The organism is Nocardia sp. GCM10030253 (assembly GCF_042675075.1).
In the GTDB taxonomy this organism is placed as follows: Bacteria; Actinomycetota; Actinomycetes; order Mycobacteriales; family Mycobacteriaceae; genus Nocardia.
Genome location: NZ_JBHTDL010000007.1, coordinates 1 through 26,869, shown reverse-complemented (window position 1 = coordinate 26,869; position 26,869 = coordinate 1). Strand labels below are relative to the sequence as shown.

Sequence of the window (26,869 nt, the reverse complement as noted above, 5' to 3'; positions counted from 1 at the left end):
GCACCCTCAGCGGCTCCCCGGAACTCTGGGCACAGCTCCGGGGCGCAGCGGAAACCCCTTGACGTCCCACTGGTCGGGCCTGATGTCCGTAGGCACCAGGCCCAACCCTTCATCGCAGGCGCGCCTCGATGGCCTCGATGACGCGTGGGCGCAGTTCGGCGGCGCCGATGATGGCGTCGACCGAACCGACCTCGACAGCACGCTGAATATTGTGCACGCGGTCGAATTCCGCGGCGACATCACCGAGCTTCTCCGCACGGACCGATGACCGAATCTCGTCGAGTTCCGCGGTCAGGGCCGCACGATCGGTGCCGGATGCGTTCGCGGCGAGCGCCTGCATGTCCCGCACCCGGGGATCGGCCGCGGTGCGCGTGTTGACTTCACCGGAGAACACCACTGCGGCGGCAGGAGCGCCGCCGAGCACCGAGGCGAACGAGCCTTGCAGCGCGAGCACGGTCATATTCGGGTTCAGCGCTTTCGAGAACACAACGAACGCGCCGCCGTGGTAGCGGGAAATCACGCAGAACACAATGGGGCCTTGGAAGTTCACGATCGCGCGGCCGATCTCGGCGCCGTACTCCAGCTGCAACTTACGCATCGATTCGGGCGAGCCGTCGAAGCCCGACAGGTTTGCGAGCACGACCAATGGCCTGTTGCCACTGGCCGCGTTGATTGCCCGCGCGGCCTTCTTCGACGACTGCGGGAACAGGGTCCCTGCCGTGTAGGTGTCCGGGCCGTCGGTGGACGGGAATCCGCGCCGCGGCACGTTCCGTGACTCGATGCCGAGTAGGCATACCGGGATGCCGCCGAGATGCGCGTCCTGCACCACTGCCGTTTCGGAGTCGGCCATGCCTGCCCAGCGTTCCAGCACCGGGTGGTCCTGGTCGGAGAGTGCCCGCATCACGGTCCGGATGTCGAAGGGCTTCTTGCGGTCCGGGTTGGCGGTGGCGGAGAAGATCTCGCCGACGGTGGTGAAATCGCTGTCCGCCAGTGTGTGCGGGAAGTCGGAGACGTCCCGATCGACGGGGTCGCTGGTCTGCGATCGCCGCGGCGCCTGCTCGCCGGGTGCGACGTAGGTGTGGTCGTAGTGCGACATCAACACGTCGCGCGCTGCGGTCAGGGTCGGCGCCCAGTACTGCGCTTGCCCGTTCGGACCCATGACCCGGTCGTAGCCGCCGATACCGAAGTTGTCCTCGGCCGACACACCACCGGAGAAGTCGAGTGACTGCTTGCCGGTGAGCACCATCGCGGAGTCCGGCGTCATCACCAGGATGCCCTTGGTGTGCATGAGCATCGTCGCTTCGGCGTTCCAGTACGGCTGTGCACCGACGTTGATGCCTGCGACCACGATGTTGATCTCGCCGCCGTCTTGGGTGAACTCGACTATCCGCTTGAGCGCTGCCGCCACCCAGTCCATGTTCTCGGTGCCCGACTCCATGGAGATCCTGGCGCCGGAGGACAGCGCGTACCACTCCAGCGGTACCTGCATCCGTTCGGCCAGATCCAACGCGGCGATCACGCGGCGGCACTCTGCTTCCGACAGTGCGCCGAGCGACTTCGTCGGATCGCCGAGCAGGATCACCCTGGTGATGCCCTGTGGGTGCCGCGGGGTCGGTGTGGTGACCACGCCTGCGACGATCGCCGCGGTGTTGCGTCCCTTGGGTCGGTCGACCGGCACCAGCGCGTGGCCGGCGTCGAGGTCGTACTCGGCGAACTCACCGAGCAGACCGGTCAGCTCGTACGGGTACACGTTGTTGCGGCTGCTGGCTCGCAGCACCTTCTGCCGGTACGCGTCGAGCGGCTCGACCGGCTCGTCGGACCGTTCGCCGACGGTCACTTCGGTGGCGTCGAAGCCGATGTGCACGGCGACCTTGATCAGCTCGCCGGTCTTCGGATCACGCTGACGCGCGATGAGCAGGATCTCCTCGAGTCCGGCGCCCGCGGTCGTCGGCCGCACATGCTGGACGACCGTCTCCAGTTCGGCAGGGGTGACGTCGATCGGCGGCCAGATGTACATCACGATGCGGTTGGTGTTGAAGCGTTTGGCCGACGGTCGCAGCGACTGTGCCCTGCGGATCGAGTCGAGGCAGGTGGCGATGGTTGCCTCGGCGGTCGGCAGCGCGAGCAGCCGCCCGTCGTGCTCGCGCAATGCGGCCAGGTCACGCACCTGCGCGAACGCGATGAGGCGATCGTCCGCCGGGTTCTCCTTGGCGACGCATCGGAACAGGTAGACCTCCTCGTCGTCGGAGGACGGCAGCCGGGTGAGGTCGAACTTGCGCAGCCGCTGCATCTGCATCCGTTGCGCGATGTAGGGGTGCAGGCCGCGGATCAGTCGCTCCTCGGCCATACCGGTGGCAGATGGGCGGAAGGTGAAGTGGTGGTGCATCACCGCACCGCCACTGCCCGCGACGGTGGCGGTGATCCGGTGCACCTGGTTCGGCATCGGATGCGCGCTGAGGGCATCGTGCAACGCCGCTGCCATCGCGTCGAAGTCCTCCGGCTGCTTCTCCCAGCTGAGGTAGATGTCGGCGTCGATGGACGCGGCGCCGGTCGCCAGTTCGGCGAGTCCGCGCAGCGCGGTGTCGAGCGCGTCGAAGCTCACCGCCGCGGACACCAGGCTCAGGCCGCGGCGCTCGGCGATCACGAATGTGCAGCCGCCCACGTCCTGGGTGCGAACGCTGGCGAGGCCTTTGTTGCCGTAGTACCGGCGGGTCAGCACCTCCAGCATGACCGTGTTGTCCAGCTTGCCGCGCACCAGCCGCTGGCCGAGCAGCCGCACCAGCGGTTCGGTGCTGCGCACCATGTCGGCAATGTGCTCGGCGCGATCCGCCGCGTCAGGGTGCGCGTCCAGGTGGCGCAGATGCCTGCGGATGTTGGTGTATGCGCGGGCCCGATTGCGCCGCAGCAACGGCTGGCCATACCAGGCGTACACCACGCCGCGCGCGAGGTCGGCGATCACGGGGAAGCGCACCTGCGTCGCGGCCACCAGCCGCTCCAGCGCCAGACCGACAGGCTCGCGCAGCGCCCCATCAGGCATCGGCTCCTGCAGCCACTCGCGCAGCAGCGTCGTGATGACGGTGACCGTGTCGGATGGGCGTTGCTGGGCGAGGAAGATCCGGAAGACCGCTGCTTCGAGTTCGGGGGAACGCTCCAGATCGGTGACGCCGTAGTGCCCGAGGGCGTTGGCGAGCTTGGCTTGGAACGACTCCGGCAGCCCGGCCCGCTCGACGTCGAGGCTTTGCAGGTAGGTGTGAAAGTACTCGCGGGCGCTGTGGACGTGGCTGTGGCTGCCCTCGTCATCGGACGAGCGGTTGTGGCTCAGCTCTGCGAGGTCGGCGAACACCTCCACGAGTTCGAGTTCCTCGGCGAGCGGTCGGCGGCTGTCCTGAAGGGCCGCTCGGCGCGCGGTGAGGTAGTCGTCGAGCACTCGGCGGTCGTCGTGCGGGTCGACGTCGAAGCCGAGCAGCAGGCTGCGCAGGTCCTCCTGGCCACGGGTCGTTCGCTCATGCGGTTGGACCTGCGCGGACCCGACGGGCAGGTCCAGATCGACGGAACCGACCGGTGTGGCGTCCTCGGCCTCGTCCTCATCGGCGAGCGGCTCGAGCCACAGCAATGGTGCACCGGTCTCCACCTGGGTGCCGACGGACACGGTGCATTCCTTGAGCCGTGCCTTGAACGGCGCGCGCAGCACCGTTTCCATCTTCATGCTCTCCAACACCAGCACCGGCGCGCCCGCCTCGACCTCGGCGCCGATCTCGAGCGGCGTGGCGACAACCAGCGCGGGAGCGGGGGAGCGGACGACGCCGCCCTCGTCGCGGCTGATCCGATGTGTCACACCGTCGACATCGACGAGATAGATCGGCCCATGTGTGCCGGTGATCAGGCGATACCGGGTGCCGTTGACCAGAATCTGCCCGGTGTGGTGATCGAAGCGCTCGAGATCGACGTCGGCGGTGCGGATGTCGCCACCCACCTCGATACCGATGCGGAACCGATGCGCACCGATGCGTGCGACGCGTACGCGGTAGCCGACGCCGCGCAGTTTGAGGTCGAGCGGTCGGCCACTTGCGTGTTGCACCTGAGGACGTCCGCCGGAGGCCGTGGACAACAGCCGGTGCTGTTCGACGCGTTCCTCCTCCTGGTAGGCGGCGATGGCGGCGGCAGCCAGCGCGATGGCGGAGTGTCGGTGCGAGATGAGCCGACCCTCACCGCGGACGCGGTCGATCCAGCCGGTGTCCGCGCTGCCGTCGATCACTTCGGGCTGGTTCAGCAGGTCGAGCACGAAGCTCTTGTTCGTCGCTCCGCCCTCGATGATCACCCTGGTCTGTGCCATTGCCCGGCGCAGTCGGCCGAGCGCTTCCTCACGGTTACGGCCGTAGGCGATGATCTTGGCGATCATCGAGTCGAAGTCGGCGGGAATGGTGTCGCCCTCGCTGACGCCGGTGTCGACGCGGATGCCGGGCCCGGCCGGCAGGTCCAGCCGCTCGATGCGGCCAGGGGCGGGCGCGAAGTCGCGGTCGGGGTCTTCGGCGTTGAGCCGGGCCTCGATGGCGTGCCCGCGTTCGGCCGGCGGGTCGCCCTCGAGCCTGCCCCCGGATGCCACCAACAGCTGCGCCCGAACAAGGTCGAAACCGGTGGTGTACTCAGTGATCGGGTGTTCGACCTGCAGGCGGGTGTTGACCTCGAGGAATGCGAACAGCTGGTCACCGGGGTGGTAGAGGAACTCGACGGTCGCCGCACCGCGATAATCGACGGCTATCGCCAGCCGCTCGGCCGATGCCTTGAGCTCGGCTACCTGCTCGGGGTCCAGTACCGGTGACGCGGACTCCTCGATGACCTTCTGGTTGCGCCGCTGCACCGAGCAGTCGCGAACGCCGAGCGCCCACGCGGTGCCCTGGCCGTCCGCGATTACCTGGACCTCGACGTGCCGGGCTCCGGTGACCAGCCGCTCCAGGAACACCACGCCGCTGCCGAACGCCCGCGCGGCCTCCTGGCGGGTGCGCTCGTAGGCGTCGACGAGCTCGTCCTCGTTCGTGATCACCCGGATACCGCGCCCGCCGCCGCCGGCGGTCGCCTTCAGCATCAGCGGGTATCCGACCTCGGCCGCGGCTGTCAGGGCGGCTTCCACGGTCTCGACCGCGCCGCGGCTCCATGGCGCGACCGGCACGCCGACCTCCTCGGCGATCAGCTTCGCGCCGATCTTGTCGCCGAGCTTGCGCATGGCCTCCGGGCTGGGGCCGATGAAGGTGACGCCGATCTGCTCGCACAGCTCCGCGAACGCCGGGTCCTCAGCGACGAAACCCCAGCCGACCCAGGCGGCGTCGGCTCCGGTCGACACCAGCGCACGCTCGAGCGCCTTCAGATCCAGGTAAGGGCGTGCGGACGCCGGACCGAGGTCGTAAGCAATGTCAGCCTCGCGCACGAAGGTCGCGTTCCGGTCGACATCGGTGTACAGAGCGACGGTTTCGATCGGTCGCGCGGTCTCCGCGGCCAAGTCTCGGACGGCGTGGATGAGGCGCATAGCGGCCTCTCCCCGGTTGACGATGGCGATGCGGCTGAACACTCGCCGTCTCCTTCCTCTCCAGAGCGCCGGCCCGGTTGGCGGGCGAGGGTTGCGTCTCTCGGTCCCGCGTAGTGTGCACCCTTATTCCATTTACATGCACAGCGCGCCGGTGTTACCCGCACGTATCGTGGAAGAATTCCTGCAAGGCGTTCATCAACCTTGTCAGAGGCAAGTTTTCGGACCGGACTCCCTACCGGCTGTCGTCCGGACAGCGGACCAGGGCGGTATCGGTCAGTTGCCCCAGTCGGAGAACAGGTCCGGCCTCCGATCCCGCGCGGGTGACTGCGGGTGCCGCACCGATGCCGGGCTGGGTGCAAACATGGGTGGTGGACCGGCTGGCATGGCGCATGCGCGGACCCACCTGAGGGCGGTCCGCCCTACCTGTCGTCTGGGGTGTCGCGCCTAGGGAGGGGGTTTCCTAGGCCGTTCCGGCCGGTGTATTCGTCGTCGGTCCGGCGTTGGTGTTGCGCAACGGGGTGACTGTTGGGCAAACCGATCGCGTTGGGCGCGTCGACGATCGGCGCGACCCCTTTGGATTGGGCGATCCGGAGTTCGTTGGCGGTCGCAGCCCACGAGTGGCAAGCGGGTTTGCGCGTTGACAGGCAAGTGAACACTTGCCTATAGTGTGGTGTGGCCGACGAAGTATTCAAAGCCTTGGCCGACCCGACCCGCCGGAAGATCCTCGACGAACTCACCGAGCGGTCAGGACAGACTCTGTTCGAGATCTGCTCGCGACTGAGCATGAAGCACCAACTCGCCATGTCGCGCCAAGCGGTCTCCCAGCACCTTGCCGTGCTGGAGGCCGCCGGGCTGGTCGAGAGCCGACGCGAGGGCCGCTACAAGTTCCATGACCTGAACACCGCACCACTGAAGCGCATCGCCGAGCGGTGGATCAGGCTCGACGAATCGGAGAGCGAACCATGAAGATCCACCTGTCCAGCGTCTTCGTCGATGACCAGGACAAGGCCCTGCGCTTCTATACGGACGTGCTGGGTTTCGTGAAGAAGACCGAGGTCCCGGTGGGCGAAGACCGGTGGCTGACCGTGGTCTCGCCGGAGGATCCCGATGGGACCGAACTGCTGCTGGAGCCCGCCGGCCACCCCGCGGTGAAGCCGTACAGGGACGCGCTTGTCAAGGATGGCATCCCGGTGACCGCCTTCGCTGTGGACGACGTGCATGCGGAGTTCAATCGGCTGCTCGCGCTCGGTGTGCGATTTACCCAGGAGCCGACGGAGATGGGCCATGTCACCATTGCGGTGCTGGACGACACCTGCGGCAACCTGATCCAGATCGTGCATTCGGCGTAGGGCGACTACGTGGAGGCCGGGGGAGCGGACAGGCCCGCTCCGCTGCTCGCCGCCAGCGTGCGCGGGGCGATGACGTAGGCGGCGACGAGGGCGACGAGCAGCCTTTACGACGCGCCGGACAACCACCTTCGAACGCGGCCGGATCCAGAATTCTTGCGCCGCCGTGTTCGGCGGACCGGGTTGAACCAGCCGGGCAACGGTTCTCGCGCGGCAAGCCACGTCTGCGGCACCCCGACGATCGGACCAGGGCGACTGCCGGCGCCGGTGTAGGCGGCGACGATCCCGCCGACGATGGCGCTGGTGGTGTCGATATCTCCGTCTGCCGCAATACATGTGGTGATCGCGGCCGGGTAGTCGTCCAGATGCGTTGCCGCGACCCACATCGTGAATGGCACCGTGTTCTGCGCGGTTACCAGAGATCCGTTGCCGAGTTCGTCTGCGGCCTCCTCTGCGGAGGCTCCGAGCAGGGTGCGGGCGTGGCGAATCAGTCGGCTCGTGTCACCGTCGTCGAGGTGGTCGAGCACGGTGGAAATGAATTCCCTTGGTGTGGGCCGAGTCCCGATCAGGCGGGCATGAGCGGCCTGACCGGCCGCGAGCGCCACCGCGACCGCGCCGCTGACCCCTTCGGGATGCAGATGCGTCACCTGCGCCGACCGGACCGCTTCGGCGGCAACTCTTTCCGGATCGCCGGCGTAAAAAGCACCCAGCGGGGCGACTCGCATGGCCGCACCGTTGCCACAGGAACCCTGGTGATCGAACGCGGCTCCGGCCGCCTCTCGCCAGTGCACGCCGTCCCGGATTCGACGCAATGTGTCGACCGCTACGAAGCCGTAGTCGCGGCGTGGGTCGAACCGTTCAGCGAAGGCGGCGGCAATCCGATCCTGGTCGATCCCACCGTGCCTGCAGAGTTCGGCAACCACGGTGCAGGCCATTTCGGTGTCGTCGGTCCACCCCCACCGTCCGGCCGGGAGATTGCCTGCGCGAAGATCCGGAATCGACCGCCCCATGACGGGGAATTCCGCGCCCAACGTGTCCCCCACGGACAGCCCATCCAGTGAGTCGAGCATCAAGTCAACATGCATCGCGTCCGATGATAGCCATGCCGAAAGGCGGCCGACGATTGCGGTCTCATGCGGCGTTCCGGTCGTTCGGGTGAGCCGTAGCTGTTGGCTGCCAGTCGATCTCGTGATTATCCGATAGTGCCTACTGCGGCGACCCCGTGTGATCGTGTCGATCGACGAGGCTGTCCGCCGCTGCCGTGCCGCCGGTGGTAGGCAAGCTGCCGGTCAGAGGCCTTTCATCTTCGACTGTGGGCGCTCTGCGCTGCATCGCTTGTGTAGGACACGGATCTGCGGTGGTCACGGATCCGGTGCGCACCCCACACGCTGAGCGCAACCGCGAGGCTCAGATACAGGATGTAGGCGGTGCAGACCATCAGCGGGCCGTAGTCGCCAGCCCACCCTCTCATCAGCGGCAGGAAGGCCAACCCTGCGCCGATCAGCATCAACCCCAATGCCAGAGCTGGTATTCCGAGTGGTGCGAGGTCGTCATCAATGCCATGCTGCTGCGGCAGCTGTCGACTGCGGGCGCTGGCCCGGGTTTGTCCGCCGATGACGGTAAAGGCATCGAGTGAATGGCTGGAAGCTCTGGTGACCATGATGTTCTCCAAGCGGGCCGCTCCGGTCGGCCGAGGGTGGATCTGCGGGCATCGGTGTTCACGTGCGGCCGTTGGCGGCGTGAGTTCGTGTCGTGATGCAGGCGACCAGGGCATCCGGTCGAGCATCACAACCGATAGCGATAGCTATAGATAACTCCAGTTGCGGAAAGCTTCTCAGATGTTGAGCTTGGAGGAAACCCCGAGCGGATCACGGATAATCGAACATGTAGGCGATGCTGATTCGTGACCGATATGGGGCAGCGAGACCTCACCGGGGAAATGTCGGCCCTTCACACCTGCCGCAGGCAGACCGAAGAGAATGAATCCCCTGGTTGTGATTTATGGAACCGTTATACCCCGGTGCATCAGAACTCGCGCGATCGGGCGCGGCAGCAGCGGGAGGCTGCTCTCTTGTCGCGAGCTGCGCCGCTGGGCTACGACCAGACGAGTGTGGCCGACATCGCGGAAGCCGCCGATGTCAGCAAGCGCACGTTCTTCCTGCATTTCCCCACCAAGGAAGACGTGCTGCTGGCCGATGGCAGCACAAGGATCGACCTTGCTGTGCAGGCCATCGAGGGACGGCGACCCGACGCGCCGATGAGCGAGGTATTGGCCGAGGCAACGAAGAACATGATCGCCAACACAGCCGCCGGTGACCTGCCGAACGGGCTCGCGGCGCTCCGTGCCCGGCTGGTAGTCACCACGCCCGCCGTTCAGGCACGCGTGCTGCACACCATGTTCACGGCTACTCGGTTTCGGTGCCGGGCGACCATCGGTCAACGATTGGTCGCCAGCTGTCGCAACGATGCGTCCAGGTTGCGCAATAGCTCTCCCACACGACGGCGACCACTCGGGGCGGTGGGGTAACGCGTCAAGACGCTCACCACGATGGGGCAGGCCAGAGCCGCGGCCCTTTCGATGTAGTCGTCGCCTACGGTGCGGTCGTCGCCGGCATCGACCTCGAATGCTCGTGCTGCATATGCGGCAGATCCAAGGATGTGCAACACCTGAGTAGCTTTGGCCAGCGGGTGCAGGTACGCGGCTGCTCCCGCGCTACCAGCGGCGCGCGCCGCGTCGGCTGCGGCTTCATGTTCCATGTCCTGAGCTGCCCGTGCGGCCCTATGTGCATCGAGTGCGGTCATCCGGAGCGCCTTCGTTCGCTTGCCCCCAGCGGCGAACCTGCGGGCCTCATCGAGCACGGCCCGTGCGCGCGGATCATCCGGACAGTCGCGCTCGAAGATCGCTGAAGCGGGCTCGGCGCAGGCGAGGGCATAGCTCGTGATCTCGCGCAGTTCAGCCATGCTGAGTTCGATCGTCAGACTCTCGTCAGCCACATTCATGTCGTTGAACAGTATCGTTGAACCAACGGTTGAAACTTTCCAGCGATATTGGCGGGATAGCGCGGTGAAACCTTCAAAGCAGTGGTTTCGGCCAGCGCGGTCAGGTGCGTGTGTTCGAGCTACCGCGCGATAGGCGGCGTTGCCGAGGCGCGGGCCGGCCCGTTGGTGGTGCGTGAGCTACCAAGACACTCACGAGAGTGCCTAGGTTGGCGACGTGTGCCCAACCCCAATGGCCACTGCAAAGCAGCTTGGCCTGCCGGTCGAGGAAGTCGATCCAGGCAGCCGGGGGAGTGCCCGATCGGATCAGCGCGAGCAGGATTTGTCACCGGGATCGAGGCGAATATCCCGGTCGCAGCCGGAGGTCGACGTTTTGCTGCTCGAGGCGCTACGCCCGCAGTTCCTCGGCCGCGATTCCGAACAATTCGTCCGCCGATCCGACAGCAACAAAGTGCCCGGCACCCTCAACTGGATGCCAGACCGACCCAGGCATTCGGTCGGCCACCGCTTTGTTGATCGGATCCGGCACCAGTCGGTCATCCAGTCCTTGCCACATGTGGACTCGCCGTTCGATTGTGGTCACGTCGAAAGCCCAATTCCTATAGAGGAGTTCACTGTCGCGGACCAGCCCGTCGGAACCTTGGGCGAAGCATTCGGCGCTCGCTTCAGAGAAGTCGCTTGCAAAGTTCCGCTGAAGCAAGATCTGTCGGTCGTAGTCGTTGACGGCTTTCCGAGTTTGTTCGAGGTACGGCTTGCGGAAGCGTTTGGCGGTTATGCCGAGGATTGCGTACATGAGGCGAAAGCCGGGTGTGAAGCGCAGTGCGAGGGTTCCCCCCAGCGCGTCGACTTTGGAGAGGTAGTCTGCTGCCCAGTTATCACCGAATGCTCCATAGCTGCCACCTGCGATGCTGCTGACGTGGCGCAGTCGAAGCGGATCGATGTACGCAGCTGCCGCAAGTGCCCATGGACCACCCTCCGACCAGCCGGTCACTCCGAATTCGTTGCATCCCAACGCGTCAGCAATCGCGGTCATGTCGTCGGCCCAACCGGCGTACGTTCGTGCTCTTTGCGGACTGGACTGCCCTATCCCGGGACGGTCGACGCATACGAGTCGTAACCGTTTCTTCGTTGCGGAAGCCGCGAAAAAGCGTGCTTCGATCCGGCTACTGGGTCCACCATGATTATGGATAACGAGCGGACCATGCGGATCTCCGACTTCGAGATAACTGAGCCGACGACCATCTTGGGTTGTGACCGACTTTGTTGACCCGTTGTGGGGTCTTCGAGAGGGGGAGACGCGGCCGTCAGACGGCGATTCACTGTCCGTATCGTTCATCGTCCGCTCCGATACGCCTTGGTGCGTGAGCGTTTGCAGTGATCATAGATCGGTAGGGATTCCGCAACAAGCGTCGACCATCGATAACGAAGAAGCGATGAAAATACGTGTACGTCGACTGAACAGAGCAACCGAGGAGGCATCATGACAGTGGTCCAGAACTTCATCGACGGCAAGCTTGTCAACTCGGTCGGCGGTGCGACGATGGCGCTCGTCGACCCTGCCACCGGCGACCAGTACGGCACCGCACCGGTGTCCAATGAACAGGACATCGACAACGCGTACGCGGCGGCGGCCAAGGCGTTCTGCGACTGGAAGCGCACGACGCCGTCGCAGCGTCAAAAGGCGCTGTTGGATTTCGCCGACGAGTTGGAGAATGTCGCCGACGCGCTTGTCGAGGCCGAGGGCCGCAACACCGGCAAGCCAAACCACGTCACCTTGGCCGCAGAGATCCCGCAGATGCTGGACCAGACCCGATTCTTCGCGGGGGCGGCACGGGTACTCGAGGGCAAGTCGGCCTGCGAGTACCTGGCGGGCCATACATCGTGGATCCGCCGGGAGCCGGTCGGCGTCATCGGGCAGGTGACGCCGTGGAATTACCCGATGATGATGGCAATCTGGAAGTTTGTTCCCGCGATCGCGGCGGGCAACACCGTGGTGATCAAGCCGAGTGACACCACCCCGGTGACGACGGTGATGCTGGCCGAACTGGCCGCCGTGCATCTGCCGCCAGGCGTGCTCAACGTGGTAACCGGTGACCGGGCAACCGGTGCGGCGGTGGTCGCGCATCCGACCCCGAAGATGGTGTCGATCACCGGTTCGGTGGCCGCAGGCCGTGCGGTCGCGGAGTCGGCCGGAGGTCGCCTGAAGCGCACACATCTGGAGTTGGGCGGCAAAGCGCCGGTAATCGTGTTCTCCGACGCCGATATCGCTGCTGCCGCAAAGGGTATCGCGGCCTCGGGCTATTTCAACGCCGGGCAGGATTGCACGGCGGCCACCCGGGTGCTCGGTCACGCGTCGGTGGCCGATGATTTGACTGCGGCGCTGGCCGAGCAGGCCGGCAGTGCAACCACGACGTTCGGCAAGGCCGCCGATGACGAGAACGCCTGGGTGCCACCGGTCAACAACGCCAACCAACTACAGCGGGTGCTCGGCTTCCTCGACGAGGTGCCGGATCACGCTTCGGTCGTGGCCGGTGGGCACCGGCAGGGCGATCACGGGTATTACGTCGAGCCGACGGTCATCGGCGGGCTGCTGCAGCATGACCGGCTGAGCCAGAACGAGATCTTCGGCCCGGTCATCACCGTGCAGTCGTTCAGCGACGAAGACGAGGCGATCCGGTGGGCCAACGGCGTCGAATACGGGCTGGCGTCCTCGGTGTGGACCAAGGATGTGTCGAGGGCGCTCCGCGTGTCGGCCGCGCTCGACTTCGGCTGCGTGTGGATCAACACCCATACCGCGCTGATCGCCGAGATGCCGCACGGCGGGTTCAAGTCGTCCGGGCACGGCAAGGACCTGTCGATGTACGGGCTGGAGGACTACACCCGCGTCAAGCATGTGATGGCCAAGATCGACTAGTTGCCACATCGAGGATTGGCTGTACCGTTTGCACGGCTCGCAGGTAGGGGCCGGATCCAGTACCGCCGGATCAAGGTGCCATCAGTCCACGGTTCGACCGATTCCAGGACCCCGCCACAGGATTCGATGATCCGCTGTGAGCCGGCGTTCGTGAGAAAGGTCAGACGTCGGTGCGGTCAGTGGGCGGGTGTGCTGTCGTGAGGAGTGGGGTAGTAGCGACGGATATCGTCAGGGGTGGCGGTGGCGGAGTAGTTGAACACGAACCGGCAGTACGGTTGCAGGGTGTGGGCGGCGTTGACGATGGCCTCGAACAGCAGGGTGTTGGAGGCGACGAGCCGGACTCCGGCGCCGATGAGGACCGCGTCGTAGGATTTGGCCGCCAGCGCGCGGCGGGCGGTGTCGGCCCCAGCGGTTCCGAACTCGATCAGGCAGTTGTCGACTTCGTATCCGGCGGCGCGCAGTGCGGCGACGTTATCGTCGTTGGCGCGGCGCAGGACTTCCTTGGTGAGCCCGGGGAATTGGATGAAGTCGGGCGACGTGTAGTCGATGACGTCGGGATGCAGCCCGATCTGGATGGCGGTGACGGTCATGGTGATTCCTTCCGTGGTGGTCGCGTTGATGGAGGGTCATGCGGTGTGGGGGTGTGGGAGCCGGTCCACCGTTGCCACACCTGCCGCAGGGCTTGGCTGTGGGTGGAGGGTCCGGCCCAGGCGATGTAGCCGTCGGGGCGGACCAGCAGCGCCGGACCGGGGCCGGTGCGCTCGGCCTGCGGCAGGTCGATGTCGACGGGTGGGGCACCGTGCTCGCGGATGAGGATGAATCCCGGTGTGCGTTGCAGCACGGTGAGACGATCGCCGGTCAGGGGTGTTTCGGTGGCGAGGGTGCCGACCAGCCGGTGCTCGCCGCGGCGGCGGGGGTAACGCAGCGTGGTTCCAGCGAAGCTGCCCGCGATCGTGTTCGCGATGGGCCCGAATCCGAGGGCGGTGTGGGCTATGCGGTCGCGTAACCAGCGGGCTGGGCGCGGGTGCAGGGTGACCCCGCGCATCATCGCCCCGCTCTGCAGCAGCACTCGTTCGCCGATGGGGTGGCGTTCGGTGTGGTAGGTGTCGAGCACTCGGTCGTCGGCGCCGCCGAGGACGGCATCGAGTTTCCAGGCCAGGTTGGCGGCATCCTGGATGCCGGTGTTCATGCCCTGCCCGCCCATCGGGGAGTGCACGTGCGCGGCGTCTCCGGCGAAAAATACGCGCCCGCACCGGTATTGGCGGATTTGTCGTTCGTCGCAGTGGAACCGGGAGTGCCAGCTGATTTCGGCGACTCCGACGTCGCGGCCCATCGCGCGGTTGAGGACATCCCGTATCTCGGCGGGTTCGACGGGTGCGGTGTCGGGGAGTTGGTGGTGGCGGTCCCAGGTCATCGACCGGTACCAGGCGGCGGCGGGTCCCGTGCCGTAGGGGACGAGGAATCCGAAGCAGTCTCTGGTGCTGCCGAGAGTCAGCCCGCCGCCGGTCGGTCCGGCGGTGAGGCGCACGTCGGCCAGCACCACCGACGACAGCACCGATTTGCCGGGAAACTCGATGCCGAGCAAGCCGCGGACGCTGCTGTGCGCGCCGTCTGCGGCCACCAAATACCGTGCTCGCCAGCGTGTTTCGCCATCACCAGGGGAAGCGTCTTTGGGGCGGGTAGTGACGGTGACGCCGTCCGTGTCCTGGTCGAGTGCGACGACCTCGACGCCGCGGTGGATCGCGGCGCCCTGTTGCTCGGCGTAGCGGGCAAGGGCCTGGTCGACATTGGTTTGCGGAGTGATCAACCCGTACCGGTACCGCGACCGCAATCGGGTCAAATCGACTGTGGCACCGGCGAACAGGTGCACCGCGGGCGTGGTGGACCCGAGGGCGAGCAGATCGTCGGCCAGCTCGCGCGCGTCGAAGACTTCCAGGGTGCGGGCCATGGTCGCGAAGGCACGGCTGGCCGGGTTGATCTGCGGCCACCGCTCGAGCACGACGACTGATCGGCCCGCCCGCGCTAGATCCCCGGCAGCGGTCATGCCGGTGGGGCCGCCGCCGACCACGATCACATCAGCGCGGTCGTGGAAGGCGTCCGCAGTCGGCGATTCGCTAGCGAGGTCGTCGTCGCGCACCATCAGGGCTTCCTCCCTTTTCGGTGGCAGGTGTGCGGTCGCAATGCTTGCCCTTTCACCTTCGCCCAACGACGTGATCGAATCCAACGCTGATTCGTGCTAATGACCATCACCGACAGTGATTGGTTGTGGATGTGGCACAGCCGCCGTATTTCGTCGCCGTTGTCGAGGAACGCAACTTTACCCACGGCGCCGCCTGCGTCAACGTCGTCCAGTGCGCCGTTTCTGCAGGTCAAGGGGTTCGCGCTGACCCGGAGTCTGCCCGGTGGGTACCGGAGGCCGGGTGTATGCGCACGACCGGTTCGCCGATGAAGCCGCAGCGCCGTACGAGCAGGCCAGCCGGGATTCGGCGAGGTTGCTCGAGACCGAGTTGTTGGACCGCGAGATCCGAAGGGCTGTGCCTAGCGCACTTGGTGAGGTTCGCGCCGTCGAGGTTCGCGGCCGTCATGCATGCCGACATGGGCTGGTCGCCGTGCCGGGACGGCATGGTGGAGCGGGTCGCGTATCCGACGATCCCGCCGCAGGTGGAGTATCGGCTCACCGAGACCGGACACAGTCTCGCCGCGGCGATCGGCGCGCTCGCCGACTGGTCGCGAGATCACAAGGACGTCATCGCCTCTGCCCGGCAACGCTGGTATGTCGAACACGGCGTCGACGGAACCGAATGACCGCGATAGTTGTCGCGGGGCGGTTGAATAGACAGAGACACCCGTCCGATAGGGAGGTTCCGATGACTGTTTCCGCGCGCGAACTGCTCGACGGTATCCAGGCGGAGCTGGGCCCGCACGACGACGACAACCGCTTGATCCCGCTGATCACGGCGGGTAAGGCGCCGCTGGCGGTCTTCGCGGCGATCGCGGCGGAGGAGCAGCGCATCACCAGCAGCGACTGGCGCAGTTTCCACGCCATGGCGGCGCGGGCGGACGAACCACACGCCAGTGTCTTCTTCGGCGGGCTCCCACCGGGCGAGCGGCAGGCGAATAGCATGCTGGACGCGCTGGTGGCGGCGGTGGGACCCGACCAGGGCATGGAGCTGCCGAGGGCGGGCTGCCAGGCGTATCCGGCCTACGTCGCCTGGTTGGCGATGCACGCTGAACCCTCCGCCGCCGCAGCGGGTATCTACTCGAATTTCACCGCATGGAGCCGCTACTGCAAGGCCGTAGCCGAGGCGATGCGCACCCACTACGACTTCGACGACCCCGCGTGCGCGTTCTTCGACTTCTTCGCTGCCGACGTCTCCGAGATCGAGCAGCGGGCCCTCGCCGCCATCCAAGCCGGACTCGACACCGGGCGGCTGAAGCCGGGCGAGGCGCATTTATACGCGAGGCTGTTCCAGAATTACGAACTCATGTTCTGGAACACCCTCGCCGACGAGTTCTCGGCGTAGCCTAACGCCGCTCGGTAAGCTGCTGAGTCCCGTGATACCCAGCAGTTCCTTCGAATCGCTCACTGCGCGACCGTAATTCGGCGGTGAGGCGGGCCAGGTCCGGATCGTCGGGATATGCGGCCTTCGCGCTGCGCGGCGATGCGACCCCAGGATTCAGCGGCCGCCTCGGCCGCGGCGGGTGTGAAGACCGTCCTCGAGCCGGAGCGCGCGGGCCAGCGCACTGAGCACCGCGGCGGACGGGCGCGGTCCCCGGCCCTGTTCGAGGCGGACTCGGCATCGCGATGGACAAGCGCCGAGGCGCACACTTGGAGGGTGGGTACGGCCGAGGACGATGCGGCGCGCGGCGAGCTGATTCGACATATCGCCGTCGTGCTCGACGATCTCGTGTCGCGTGCCGAACGAGCCCGCCCCGGCCGAAGTGGTGCGGATGCGGAGTGGCTCGATCAACTGCTGGCCGAGCTGCGCCCAATGGCCGAGCAGGCGCACGATCTGGAGGTCACGCGTACGATTCGTGACATCGTCGCCCGGCACGGGTCCGGGCCGTGGCCGGCCGAGGATGTCGCTGCCATCGCGGACGCGGATCCGGCAGCGGTCCGCCGGATTCTGGATGCGCTCACCGCAGCCGGACCGGCGTGGCCCGAGTCCGGCGAGAAGTTCCTGGATGGGTAAGCGGCACCGGCGCCGAAAGGTTAACGGGACAACAGCATGTCGGTCAATCGGCGGCGGGTCGATGTATCGGGGACGGTGCGTCGGGAGGCCCGCGCGATGCGGCGGAAGCTGGATTGCCTGAAGCTCGATCTCCAGAAGGTGCAAATGCCGCCCGTCGGAAAGACGCCGTCACCGACGCCGTGCCCCGGCCGCTGGCCGGCTAGGGGTGGGCGCGGTCGTCACTCATGCCGGGCGTAGGACGTGGTGGCGGTCGAGGGGTTGGTCGTTGATGGCGTTGGGTTCTGTGGCGCTGGGATGAGGGGCAGCGAGTTCGGCTGCGAGCGTGCGCCATTGGGTGAGTTCGGAGCGTCGTGAGATTCGGCCGCGAGGATTGACTCGAGGATCGAGCGCGCGGACTGGAGTTCATCGATGTCGCGATTCATGCGGTCGAGTTCGGTGCGGAGATCGTCGGCCATTTCCTCGCAGGTCGGCGCCAGATACCGGCCTTCGTCGACCATGCAGGGAAGCACCTCGGCGATCACCCTTGTGGGTAAACCCGCCGCAAGCAGGATGCGAATTCGTCGCACCGCTGCGACATCGGAGTCGCCGAACTCCCGGTAACCGCTAGGGCGGCGTTGCGGATGCAGCAACCCCTGCTCTTCGTAGTAGCGCAGCCCCCGAGTGCTCATGCCGGTTCTGCGGGAAAGCTCGCCGATACGCATGTGACCCCTGTCTCAGATCATTGACCTTCACGTCAACGTGAAAGTTTAGCGTGGCGCCATGACCGAAAACGAAAGCTCGAAACCATTGGCGGGCAAGAAGGCAGTTGTCACGGGCGGTACACACGGCATGGGCCTGGCCATCGTGCAAACCTTGGTGGATCGCGGCGCCGAGGTGGTGCTCACCGGACGCAACGAGGCCGGGATCGAACAGGCGCGGGCCGAGTTGGACCAGGTCGCAGCGCACGTCGTCCGTTCCGACGTGACGAAGCAGGCCGACATCGACGATCTCGGCCATCTGGTGGAGGACAGGCTCGGCGGAATCGACTACCTCTTCGTCAACCACGGTATCGCCGAGTTCCAGACGCTCGAGGAGGCCACCGTCGAGCATTGGGACCGCGTCTTCGACGTCAACGCCAAGGGCGCATTCTTCACCGTGCAACGCCTGGCTCCGTTGATCCGTGACAACGGCAGCATCGTCTTCACGACGGTCTCCAACGATCGGATCTTTCCCGGCCTGAGCGCCTACTCCGCAGCGAAGGAAGCAGTCCGCGCATTCGCCAAAGTGCTTGCCGCTGAACTGCTGCCACGCAACATCCGAGTCAACGCAGTCGCTCCAGGTTTCATCCTGACCCCCAGCATGGGCGTCGCGGAACTGACCGAACAACAACGAGAGGAGTTCATCCGCGACGGCAAAGCGACAACGCCGATGGGGCGACCGGGCACTGTGCACGAGGTTGCCGCCGCAGCGCTGTATCTGGCTGCCGATGCGACCTTCACTACCGGTACCGAGCTGATCGTAGACGGGGGATTTGCCCAGGGGCTCAGCTAGCCGGGAATTTCCAGAACGGAGGAACCGCAGGTCGCTACCCGTCCACGACATGTCGCACGCCGTCGGCGACTACGACGCCGACTAGAATCACGGGCCGCTGGTGAGTCGAGTTCCTTTGTCGGTCAGCGACATTGACGCGATTCGCCATTCGGCTCGTCTCTAACCACGGATGAAACAAACATTCAGTTGGTTCTTTCAAGTTTGATACCATCCGACCAGTTTTCGGTGGGAAGATCGATCTGCGATCGGGACAGGGCAATCACCTACGTCTTGAGGGGTCTTCATGAATACTTCGGCAGCCGAGCCCACCGGAAGTAGCGCTACCGAGGACCCGACTAAACCCCTCGCGCCTCCACGAACGATGCTGCTGGTCGTGCCTTGGTTGTTGGCTCATGTTGTGGGGGGATACCTCGTCTGGCAGAATTGGAAAAACGCGTCGCCCGACGACATCGTAAAAATTGAATTGAATAAGAAACAAGAGCTTCCCCAGGGCTTCGGGAATGATCTCGCGGCCGACTGGAGGGTAATTGTTGGCTATGCGTGCTTCCTGCTTGCGAACACAATAGCTGCGAGGGGTCTGGCATGGTCACGTGGCGGCCGAATCATCGCATCCGCCGGAATCGCAGCGTCTCTCGTCGCAGTCAGTTCGGACATCGTAGAGAATATTTTCCTATCATATTCGGGCGCAGGCGGCACAGACTGGCGGGTGCAAGCTGCTGTAGCAGCTACAATAAAATTCTCGGCGCTGATACCGGCGATTGCCGTGTCGCTATGGGGATTCGGACTTGTGCCGGTCCGGATTTGGCAATGGAGCATTCGCGCACGAAATAAATCGAGCGTCGGAATCTCGCCGGAAGAATCGTCGCCAGAGCCTGAGTCAGACGGGCAAGCGGAACCCGATGTTGCGTCCGGCGATCAAGCTCGGTGGCGCAAGGCCTATGACGTGCCGAACGTCAACCCGCGAGCAATCCGAGAGGTCTACGACGACAATAAGCACACTACCGCGGTGTGCTTATCCGGCGGCGGGATTCGCTCGGCCTGCGTAGCGCTGGGTGCAATGCAGATATTCGCGAAGACGCCGAGGAGCAAGGTCAACAGTTCGACCGTGCTAGGCGACGCGAAGTATGTGATCTCGGTTTCGGGTGGAGGATATACGTCGGGCGCTTTCGTCCAGGCAGTTCAGCCCTATTTTGATAATCCAAGGCGTCGATGGCTGAATCCTGCGGCAAGGCCAACGCGGGCTACCGTTTCGACAGGAAATCTGCCTGAAGCGTTCACAGAGGGATCGGTAGAACTTGACTATCTCCGCAGGCACTCCAGCTACATCGCCGATTCACCTGCCTCCATGCTCAAAGCGCTCGCTGTGGTCGCACAGAATCTCATTCTGTCACTCATTCTGCTGTTTTCTCCGGCCGTAGTGGCCGGTGTCATCATGGGGGCGTACTACACTTTTGTTCCCGTTTCGATATTCCCGCCAGTGCAGCACGACGGCGGCAAGTGGGTCGCTCAGCCGTATTCGGGGTGGTGGGCCGTGGCGATTTGTGCCGGCGCTGCCCTGGCAGCCGGAGTATTTATGGTCGTCAGGCAGACGTTTATATTGCGCGAGCAACCGACGCGTTTCGATGAACGTCTGCGAGTCCTCGTCAGCGGCCTGGTATGGTTCGCTGTCGTTGTCGCAGCCATTGTTGTGGGAGTACCTGGTTTGATGCGGTGTGGCGACTGGCTCGTCAACAAGTCGGACTCGGTATTCGGCGACGACAAGTCGGGCGCGATGTCGGTGCTCGGCACCACTGTGAGCGCGATCGTAGTGTTGAATTACATTGCAGCATTGGCGGCGATCGGTTGGCGGAATAGGGGCGGGCTGGCCAGGATCGCGACATTCGGCAAGGCGGCTACAAAAGCGCCCAAGGCCGTACCCCGGGGTGCTTTCCAGTTGCTTCTCGTATTGATCACTCTCGTTATCCTTGTGGCAGCCTGGTTAGTGACTTTCGGCGGCGTCGCCGCGAACACATTCGAAACATTTGCTGGCAGCGATGACCGCGACAGATTCCAGGACCCTCTTATAGCTCTGGGTGTCGCGACGATAGCGCTGGTTCTCCTGAGCGGACTCGACATCTCGTCGCTCAGTCTCCACCCGTTCTACCGACGGCGACTAGCACGCGCGTTTGCTGTCCGTCGCGTGAAAAGTGAAGGGACTTTCCGAGCTGATGCCTACCCGCCAGGTGAGGGAACAGCACTGTGGAAGTATGGACAGATTCCCGACCAGAATGGACAGCCTGCCGAAGGTTGTCGGCAAATTCGTACGCCGAAGTTTGTCTTCGCAGCCGCAGCAACGGTATCCGGAACCGACCGGCCGGCGCCGGGTTTGACCACGGTGTCATACACGATGAGCGCCGACTACATCGGCGGCCCGGACGTCGGCTGGGTGAAGACCAAGGAGCTGCACGACGCCGTCTTTCCGCGTCTTCGACGGGATCTGACAGTGCAAGGTGCTGTCGCAATCAGCGGCGCAGCCTTCGCATCGGCTATGGGGCGCGCGAATAGCGGATACCAAACACTGCTCGCGGCATCGGGAGCCCGCCTCGGTGCTTGGCTTCCCAATCCCAATTTCGTCGTCGACGAAGCATCCCCAAGTCAACGCAAGAAGTGGTCAATGCCCCATGGGGCACCTAGGTTCCGTGGCGGAACATATCTTTTCCGAGAGTTGTTCGGTATCAATCCGAAGACCGCGAGGCTGTTGTTGGTAACCGACGGTGGGCACTACGAGAACCTCGGACTCATCGAGGCGCTGCGCCGGCGTTGCACCCAGATCTACTGTATCGACGCCAGTGGCGACGCCCCTCCGGCAGCGTCGACGTTGGCCGAGGCGATGCGTCTGGCGGAGTTCGAACTCGGCGTCAAGATCAAACTGCAACCAACAGAGGGCCTCGCACCAGGCAGTGGTCAAAAGTTCGCGCCAGAATCGGCATTCGGCAAGCTCAATGCCAGATTGACACGAGATGCCGTTATCAGGGGAGACATCTACTATCCGCGCGCGAGCGGGCTGGGGACAGTGGAGGGAGAAGAAGACATCGTTGGTGAGCTGATCGTTGCGAAGGCAGTGCTCTGGGATCAATGCGACAACTGGCTGCGATCCTACGCAATCGAGGACGAAGCCTTTCCGCATGACAGCACAGGCGATCAATGGTTCACCGAGGGCCAGTTCGCCGCATACAGCCAACTCGGCCGCATGATTGCTACTGCAGCAATCCAGTCGACACGCCAAGGCACTACGACCGCTGGTGCAAGCCATCCCCCCGATACATTCCCGGCGCGGACCCCGCCGCCAAATATCCCCAATACTCCGCCTGGACAAGGCCTACGACCACATCGCGCTGCGACGGTGGTGCGCCGCCGAGGCATCAGAGTCCCCATCGCCCGCACGGACATCGAACCCAACGAACGCCGCGGCCGTCCCCGCTGGATCATCCAACGCATCATCTCTTGGCTGACCGGCTACCACCGACTCACTATGCGATACGAACACAGGGACAACCACTGAGGCGCGTCTGCGCTGGGGTCGCGGCGGCTGGTCGGCAATGCCCCATCACTCACTGGCCCTCTGACCTCGCGCGGTTGCGCGGTCACCGTGCCGCCGCGGCGGCGATGACGTGCGGACCGATCAATCTGTCCAAGGTCCGGCCGGAATACACCAACAGCGTGCTGTGCGCGAGGTCGACGGCCAGCAGAAGGTGGTCGCGTGCCGTGATTCCGGCAGCTCTTCGGATTCCGGGCGGGCAGGTACAGATGACCGCGCTTGTTGATCAACCGCTCGGATCCGCAGGCGCGGATCCACCACACCCTCGAGCACAGCCGTCCAGCAGGTTAGTCTTCGTCGCTCCGAGGCGCTGATCGGAACAAATCTAGCCCAAGGCTAAGGCTGAACCCGAATCTGGGCGGGCTGTGACTCGCCGCCGACTCCGTTACGAGGCGGGGCTGCCGAGGTCGCGGACGACGCGAGCGAGAGCGCGGATGAGGTCGTTTTCGACATCCATGCGCCAGACCAACGCGTATGGCAAGGGCGCCAGGTCGGGGACCGGCAGCCACCGAATGTGGGGCGTGGCCCAGTATTCGGTGACGTGAGCCGGAAAGGCGTGGATGCCTTCGCCGGTGGTGATCAGGTTGATTGCCTCGTCGACGCTGCTGAAATATTCGCCGCGTTCGATAGTGTGCCCGCGCGGGGTGCGGAACGGCAGATATCGGTCTTCCCAGTAGTACGGCATCCGGGGTGCCATGAGGTGTGAGAAATCGGCGAACGTCTCCACCGACACCGAATCCCGTTGAGCGAGTTCATGGTCGGCTGCGACGGCAAGCACGCGGGCGTCGATGAACAGAACCGGTCCGGTGGTGAGATCCGGCTCCTCCACCGGCAGCCAGGCAACCAGAACATCGAAGCTGCCGTCGCGGAGCGCACCGAACGGATCCACGACGGGTGCCCGGCGGATCTGCAGTTCCCACTGTGGGTGCCGGGCCCGGAACGTCTTCCAGTATGGGTGCAGATGACCGACATTGAACGGCATCAGGCCGACTCGCAACCGAGCGAGGATGCCGCGAGCGGGCATCTTGGCCCGCTCGATGCTCTCCTTCAGCGCCGTGTACACCGGCAACAGGTCGTCGCGGAGCTGTTCGCCGAGCGGAGTAAGCCGCACTCTGCGGCTGGTCCGGTCGAACAGCGGTGCGCCGATATGGCGCTCCTGCTTCTTGATCGCCTGGGTGATACGCGCGGGGGTGACATGCAGCCGCTGGGCCGTTCGCCCGAAGTGCAGCTCTTCGGCGAGCGTCAGGAAGATCTCGATGTCACGAAGCTCCACATCGACCCCGTTCGTTAACTCCACGGTTAACGCAGCGTGGCCGATTTGGTGGTTGTTTGCCACACGTTATCAGCACATCCTAAGGCCGTGGATCGCTGCTGGTCGCCAAGATATGTGGCGGTGTTCGATCCCAAGGAGATTGGAGAAAAATGTCCGCCGCTCACGTGATCATCACAGTCCTGGCTGCCGTCTGGGTCGGTTTCTCGGCTGTTTCGCTGTTCTTGCATGCCAAATGGGTCGTGGAGCCGCTGACGGACTACGGCGTCCCGCGGTCGTGGTGGCCGTGGCTGGGGCTAGCCAAGGCTGTGGGTGCCCTGGGATTGTTGGTCGGCCTGTTCGTCCCGGCGATCGGGGTAGCGGCCGCAGTCGGCCTGGTGCTGTATTTCGTCGGCGCCGTCATCACCGTGGTCCGGGCCCGTTCCTACGGTCATATCCAGTTCCCGCTGATGTACCTGGTGCCGGTGGTCGCCGCTGTGGTTCTGGGCGCGGCGGCCTGACGCTGTCCGGTCGGCAGCCTGATGTCGCCCACCCGGGGGGTCGGCTTCGGGTCCCGAGCGAACTACGTACACGACGAATCTTTTTCACGACGAATTGAGGAGACCCCATGACTGGGGCGAATGACGCGATCAAACGGGTCGCTGTACTCAGTACGGGATCGGTGACCATCCGGCCGGAGCATGTCGGGCCGACTTGGAAGAACACCTACTTCTGGCTGTTCACCTCGTCGCGGTGGACGGCGCCCCGACCGGTCAACGTGTACGTGATCGAACATCGCGAGGGCCTTGTCCTGTTCGACACCGGCCAGGACCGCGCATCGGTGACCGAGGCAAACTACTTTCCCGGTGGCCTCAACGGGCTCGTCTACTCGCGGCTGGCGAAGTTCGACATCGGCGCCGACGAAACCCTCACCGCCGGACTTGCGAAGCTCGGCTACGCCGTCGACGACGTCCACACCGCCGTGATCTCACACCTGCATCAGGACCACATCGGTGGGCTGCCGTTGCTCGGGAATGCGAACGTCGTGGTCAGTAGAGATGAATGGGAGACCCTCCACAAACCCTTACCCGAGGCGCGCGGATTGCTGCGTTCCCATATCGAGCTGCCCGGGTTGCGGTGGACGCGGGTCGTACCGGAACCGTTGGGGGATGCTGGACTGGCGCCGTTCACCGAGGGGCACGATCTGTTCGGCGACGGAAGTATCGTGCTGCTGCCTACCGCCGGGCACACGCCCGGATCGCTGTCCATGCTCGTCCGCCGTCCCGGGCATGCGCCTCTGTTGCTGGTGGGAGACCTCACCTACGACGCCGACCTGCTCGCCGAGGGCAAACTGCCGGGCGTCGGCGACAAGAAACAGATGAGAAGCGCTGTGGCCAAGGTGAACTCGCTGCGCGATTCGATGCCGGAGCTGGCTGTGCTCGCCGCGCACGACCCCGGAGCGGCCGCGCGGCTGGATGCGGCGCTCGGTGCGGAGGTATGACGATGTTCACCGACCTGATCGCCTTCACTAATCGGTGTAGTACTCGCTGAGAAGATCGGACACCGTGCGTGTTCCGGCCGCGGTCCGGAAACCGGGATCGGCCGACAGCTGTCGCGGCACCAACGGCCCCAACGCATCCTCAGTCATGCCGGACACCACATACGCCATCCGCGGCGCGGAAGCTGCAATTGCTGTGCTGTTCACAGGAATACAGTCACCAGCCCGGCTGACACTGACCTGACACACCGACTTGCATGGACAGGTTCCGCGAATTCGTGGGTCGCGAGAATGGGACACGGCCCACACCGGGTGCATGGGGCGGGGTGTGGGCCGTGTCGGGGGTCAAGCCGCGTTGTAGTCGGCAGCGATGTCGAGTACCCAGGTGACGCCGAACTGGTCGGTGAGCATGCCGTAGAGGGGCGACCACTCGGCCGGTGCGAGCGGCACCACCACGGTCGCCTCGGCGCTGAGCGCGTCCCAGTAGGCGGCGATTTCGTCGGCGTCGTTCCCGCGTACGGAGACGAAGTAGGAACCTACGCCCTGTTCCCACGGCCGCGACGCGGGGACGTCGTAGGCCATGATGTGAAAACCCTTCCCCGAGGTGACTTCGCCCCACATGACCTGGTCGGCTTCACCCGGGTCCTGCACGCTGTGTGCGTCTGTGTAGGTGACCACGGCGAGAGCGCCGCCGAAAACGGAATGGTAGAACTCCAGCGCCGAGCGGGCGTCGCCACGGAGGTTGATGTGGGTGACGGTGTTGATGGTCATAGTCGCTCCTGTGCGTGTGCGGACGGTTGGCTTGTTGTCTGCCATGACCGAGATTTCCAGCTGTAGCGGCCAGGTTGTGTCCTCTTCTCCTGGCAGGATCGACGATGTGCAGAAGACTTCCTCGCGACTGCTATCGCTGCTTTCCTTGCTGCAGGCACGCCGGGACTGGCCGGGGTCGCTGCTGGCCGAACGACTGGACGTCAGTCCCCGCACCGTGCGCCGCGACATCGATCGCCTGCGCGAACTCGGCTATCCGATCGGCGCCTACAAGGGCCCTGACGGTGGATATCGCCTCGAGGCAGGCACGGATCTGCCACCGCTGCTGTTCGACGACGATCAGGCTGTCGCGCTGGCCCTCGCTCTCCAGATTGCGACTACGGCGGGAGCGGGAATCGAGGAATCAGCGATGCGGGCGTTGACCACAGTTCGCCAAGTGATGCCTGCGCGGCTGCGACGACGGATCGACACCGTGCGGATCGCAGCTGTAGAAGGCCCTGCGTCACAAGCGAGCCCGCACGTGGACAGCGCGAAACTCGTGACACTGAGCGCCGCCGTCCATGCCCGTGAGGTGCTCCGCTTCGATTACGCCCCCGCCAACAGCGGAGCCGAGAGAGGCGACATTCTTACCGGGCCCCGGCGCGTCGAGCCCCACCATCTCATCACCCGGGGCGGCCGCTGGTACCTCGTCGTATGGGATCTCGACCGCGAGGCCTGGCGCACGTTCCGCGCGGATCGCATCACCCCGCGCACACCGACCGGACCTCGTTTCACTCCGAGGGAGCTGCCGGTCGGGGATTTGCGGTCGTTCGTGGTGGGCCTGTTCCGGGGTTCTGATAGCTCTGACGATTGGCCGTGCTGGGGAGAAGTGATCATCGAGCTTCCCGCGGAGAACGTATCGCCATACGTCAGCGACGGCTTTGTCGAAAGTGTCGGCCCAGCGCGCTGCCGAGTGGTTCTGGGCTCGTGGTCCTGGCCCGGACTCGTGGCCGCGTTCGCCAAGTTCGATGCCGACATCGAGGTCGTGGGTCCCGCAAAGCTACGAGACGCCTTCTCGGACATTGCCGATCGTCTCGCGCGGGCCGCGTCTCGATCACCGCGCGGTCCGGTGCCTCGCGGTGTGTGAACGGCGGCGACCACCACGACCACTCCCCGCCGCAATAGCGGCCGGGCTGCTGGCACCCCCGCCTATCGCGCGGTCACGACCGTCCGCATCTGGCTCCCCTCTCGTGTCAAGACGTAGTTTGGAGGTCGGGGCTATTCTGGTTGGTGGTGA

The 26,869-nt window shown here is 65.0% G+C and carries 22 protein-coding genes; 12 read left to right on the top strand and 10 right to left on the bottom strand.

Annotation, left to right across the window (positions count from 1 at the left end; genetic code table 11):
- Positions 1–109: 109 nt before the first annotated feature.
- The gene (locus tag ACFQZZ_RS16300) at positions 110–5,563 is read right to left on the bottom strand and encodes a carboxyl transferase domain-containing protein (RefSeq protein ID WP_378680681.1); all 5,454 of its coding nucleotides are present in this window, start codon (positions 5,561–5,563) and stop codon (positions 110–112) included.
- Between the two features lie 630 nt (positions 5,564–6,193).
- Here ACFQZZ_RS16300 and ACFQZZ_RS16295 point away from each other — a divergent pair.
- The gene (locus ACFQZZ_RS16295) at positions 6,194–6,487 is read left to right on the top strand and encodes an ArsR/SmtB family transcription factor (RefSeq protein WP_378680678.1); all 294 of its coding nucleotides are present in this window, start codon (positions 6,194–6,196) and stop codon (positions 6,485–6,487) included.
- Positions 6,484–6,870 (top strand): VOC family protein, encoded by a 387-nt coding sequence (locus tag ACFQZZ_RS16290; protein WP_378680676.1) that lies wholly within the window; start codon positions 6,484–6,486, stop codon positions 6,868–6,870. The genes ACFQZZ_RS16295 and ACFQZZ_RS16290 overlap by 4 nt, the downstream gene beginning before the upstream one ends.
- A gap of 104 nt (positions 6,871–6,974) precedes the next feature.
- On the opposite strand, the gene ACFQZZ_RS16285 is transcribed toward ACFQZZ_RS16290, so the two are convergent.
- Together ACFQZZ_RS16285 and ACFQZZ_RS16280 are read right to left on the bottom strand one after the other, a co-directional pair.
- Positions 6,975–7,952: an ADP-ribosylglycohydrolase family protein gene (locus ACFQZZ_RS16285; protein WP_378680674.1), complete on the bottom strand. Its 978-nt coding sequence runs from the start codon at positions 7,950–7,952 to the stop codon at positions 6,975–6,977.
- A 215-nt stretch (positions 7,953–8,167) separates the two neighbouring features.
- On the bottom strand, positions 8,168–8,527 hold the full coding sequence (locus ACFQZZ_RS16280) for a hypothetical protein (RefSeq protein WP_378680671.1): 360 nt from the start codon (positions 8,525–8,527) through the stop codon (positions 8,168–8,170).
- Positions 8,528–8,938: 411 nt separating this feature from the next.
- On the opposite strand from ACFQZZ_RS16280, the gene ACFQZZ_RS16275 reads away from it, so the two are divergent.
- Entirely contained in the window at positions 8,939–9,394 is a 456-nt protein-coding gene (locus ACFQZZ_RS16275; protein WP_378680668.1) for a helix-turn-helix domain-containing protein, read from the top strand.
- On the opposite strand, the gene ACFQZZ_RS16270 is transcribed toward ACFQZZ_RS16275, so the two are convergent.
- On the bottom strand, positions 9,304–9,867 hold the full coding sequence (locus ACFQZZ_RS16270; protein ID WP_378680665.1) for a putative immunity protein: 564 nt from the start codon (positions 9,865–9,867) through the stop codon (positions 9,304–9,306). The two genes, ACFQZZ_RS16275 and ACFQZZ_RS16270, sit on opposite strands and share 91 nt — an antisense overlap.
- A 385-nt stretch (positions 9,868–10,252) precedes the next feature.
- Positions 10,253–11,200, bottom strand: coding sequence for an alpha/beta fold hydrolase (locus tag ACFQZZ_RS16265; protein WP_378680662.1), 948 nt, complete (start codon positions 11,198–11,200; stop codon positions 10,253–10,255).
- A gap of 144 nt (positions 11,201–11,344) precedes the next feature.
- Here ACFQZZ_RS16265 and ACFQZZ_RS16260 point away from each other — a divergent pair, with 144 nt between their 5' ends.
- Positions 11,345–12,778: an aminobutyraldehyde dehydrogenase gene (locus ACFQZZ_RS16260; protein WP_378680659.1), complete on the top strand. Its 1,434-nt coding sequence runs from the start codon at positions 11,345–11,347 to the stop codon at positions 12,776–12,778.
- A 176-nt stretch (positions 12,779–12,954) separates the two neighbouring features.
- Here the strand turns inward: ACFQZZ_RS16260 and ACFQZZ_RS16255 are convergent, their stop codons facing one another.
- Together ACFQZZ_RS16255 and ACFQZZ_RS16250 are read right to left on the bottom strand one after the other, a co-directional pair.
- Positions 12,955–13,368, bottom strand: coding sequence for a hypothetical protein (locus ACFQZZ_RS16255; RefSeq protein WP_378680656.1), 414 nt, complete (start codon positions 13,366–13,368; stop codon positions 12,955–12,957).
- Entirely contained in the window at positions 13,365–14,918 is a 1,554-nt protein-coding gene (locus ACFQZZ_RS16250; RefSeq protein ID WP_378680653.1) for an FAD-dependent oxidoreductase, read from the bottom strand. Before ACFQZZ_RS16250 ends, ACFQZZ_RS16255 begins: the two co-directional genes overlap by 4 nt.
- Positions 14,919–15,361: 443 nt before the next feature.
- Here ACFQZZ_RS16250 and ACFQZZ_RS16245 point away from each other — a divergent pair, with 443 nt between their 5' ends.
- From ACFQZZ_RS16245 to ACFQZZ_RS16235, 3 genes are all read left to right on the top strand, one after another.
- On the top strand, positions 15,362–15,583 hold the full coding sequence (locus ACFQZZ_RS16245; protein WP_378680651.1) for a winged helix-turn-helix transcriptional regulator: 222 nt from the start codon (positions 15,362–15,364) through the stop codon (positions 15,581–15,583).
- Positions 15,584–15,645: 62 nt separating this feature from the next.
- Entirely contained in the window at positions 15,646–16,302 is a 657-nt protein-coding gene (locus ACFQZZ_RS16240; protein WP_378680648.1) for a hypothetical protein, read from the top strand.
- 312 nt (positions 16,303–16,614) lie between these two features.
- Complete coding sequence (locus ACFQZZ_RS16235; RefSeq protein ID WP_378680645.1) at positions 16,615–16,971, top strand: hypothetical protein; 357 nt, start codon at positions 16,615–16,617, stop codon at positions 16,969–16,971.
- Between the two features lie 218 nt (positions 16,972–17,189).
- Here the strand turns inward: ACFQZZ_RS16235 and ACFQZZ_RS16230 are convergent, their stop codons facing one another.
- A complete protein-coding gene (locus ACFQZZ_RS16230) occupies positions 17,190–17,672 on the bottom strand; it encodes a MerR family transcriptional regulator (protein ID WP_378680642.1) in 483 nt (160 codons plus the stop codon).
- A 58-nt stretch (positions 17,673–17,730) separates the two neighbouring features.
- On the opposite strand from ACFQZZ_RS16230, the gene ACFQZZ_RS16225 reads away from it, so the two are divergent.
- Together ACFQZZ_RS16225 and ACFQZZ_RS16220 are read left to right on the top strand one after the other, a co-directional pair.
- Positions 17,731–18,501, top strand: a complete 771-nt coding sequence (locus tag ACFQZZ_RS16225) for an SDR family NAD(P)-dependent oxidoreductase (RefSeq protein ID WP_378680639.1) — start codon at positions 17,731–17,733, stop codon at positions 18,499–18,501.
- A 361-nt stretch (positions 18,502–18,862) separates the two neighbouring features.
- Positions 18,863–22,042 carry a hypothetical protein gene (locus tag ACFQZZ_RS16220; RefSeq protein WP_378680636.1) on the top strand — a complete coding sequence of 1,060 codons (3,180 nt, stop codon included), beginning with the start codon at positions 18,863–18,865 and terminating at the stop codon, positions 22,040–22,042.
- Between the two features lie 421 nt (positions 22,043–22,463).
- Here the strand turns inward: ACFQZZ_RS16220 and ACFQZZ_RS16215 are convergent, their stop codons facing one another.
- Positions 22,464–23,375 (bottom strand): LysR family transcriptional regulator, encoded by a 912-nt coding sequence (locus ACFQZZ_RS16215; RefSeq protein ID WP_378680633.1) that lies wholly within the window; start codon positions 23,373–23,375, stop codon positions 22,464–22,466.
- 125 nt (positions 23,376–23,500) lie between these two features.
- On the opposite strand from ACFQZZ_RS16215, the gene ACFQZZ_RS16210 reads away from it, so the two are divergent.
- Both ACFQZZ_RS16210 and ACFQZZ_RS16205 read left to right on the top strand, forming a co-directional pair.
- On the top strand, positions 23,501–23,848 hold the full coding sequence (locus ACFQZZ_RS16210; RefSeq protein WP_378680630.1) for a DoxX family protein: 348 nt from the start codon (positions 23,501–23,503) through the stop codon (positions 23,846–23,848).
- A 107-nt stretch (positions 23,849–23,955) separates the two neighbouring features.
- Complete coding sequence (locus tag ACFQZZ_RS16205; protein ID WP_378680627.1) at positions 23,956–24,828, top strand: N-acyl homoserine lactonase family protein; 873 nt, start codon at positions 23,956–23,958, stop codon at positions 24,826–24,828.
- Positions 24,829–25,170: 342 nt separating this feature from the next.
- Here ACFQZZ_RS16205 and ACFQZZ_RS16200 read toward each other — a convergent pair whose 3' ends face one another.
- Positions 25,171–25,596, bottom strand: coding sequence for a VOC family protein (locus ACFQZZ_RS16200; RefSeq protein WP_378680624.1), 426 nt, complete (start codon positions 25,594–25,596; stop codon positions 25,171–25,173).
- A gap of 106 nt (positions 25,597–25,702) precedes the next feature.
- On the opposite strand from ACFQZZ_RS16200, the gene ACFQZZ_RS16195 reads away from it, so the two are divergent.
- Positions 25,703–26,719, top strand: a complete 1,017-nt coding sequence (locus tag ACFQZZ_RS16195) for a helix-turn-helix transcriptional regulator (protein ID WP_378680622.1) — start codon at positions 25,703–25,705, stop codon at positions 26,717–26,719.
- The last annotated feature ends 150 nt before the right edge of the window (positions 26,720–26,869 follow it).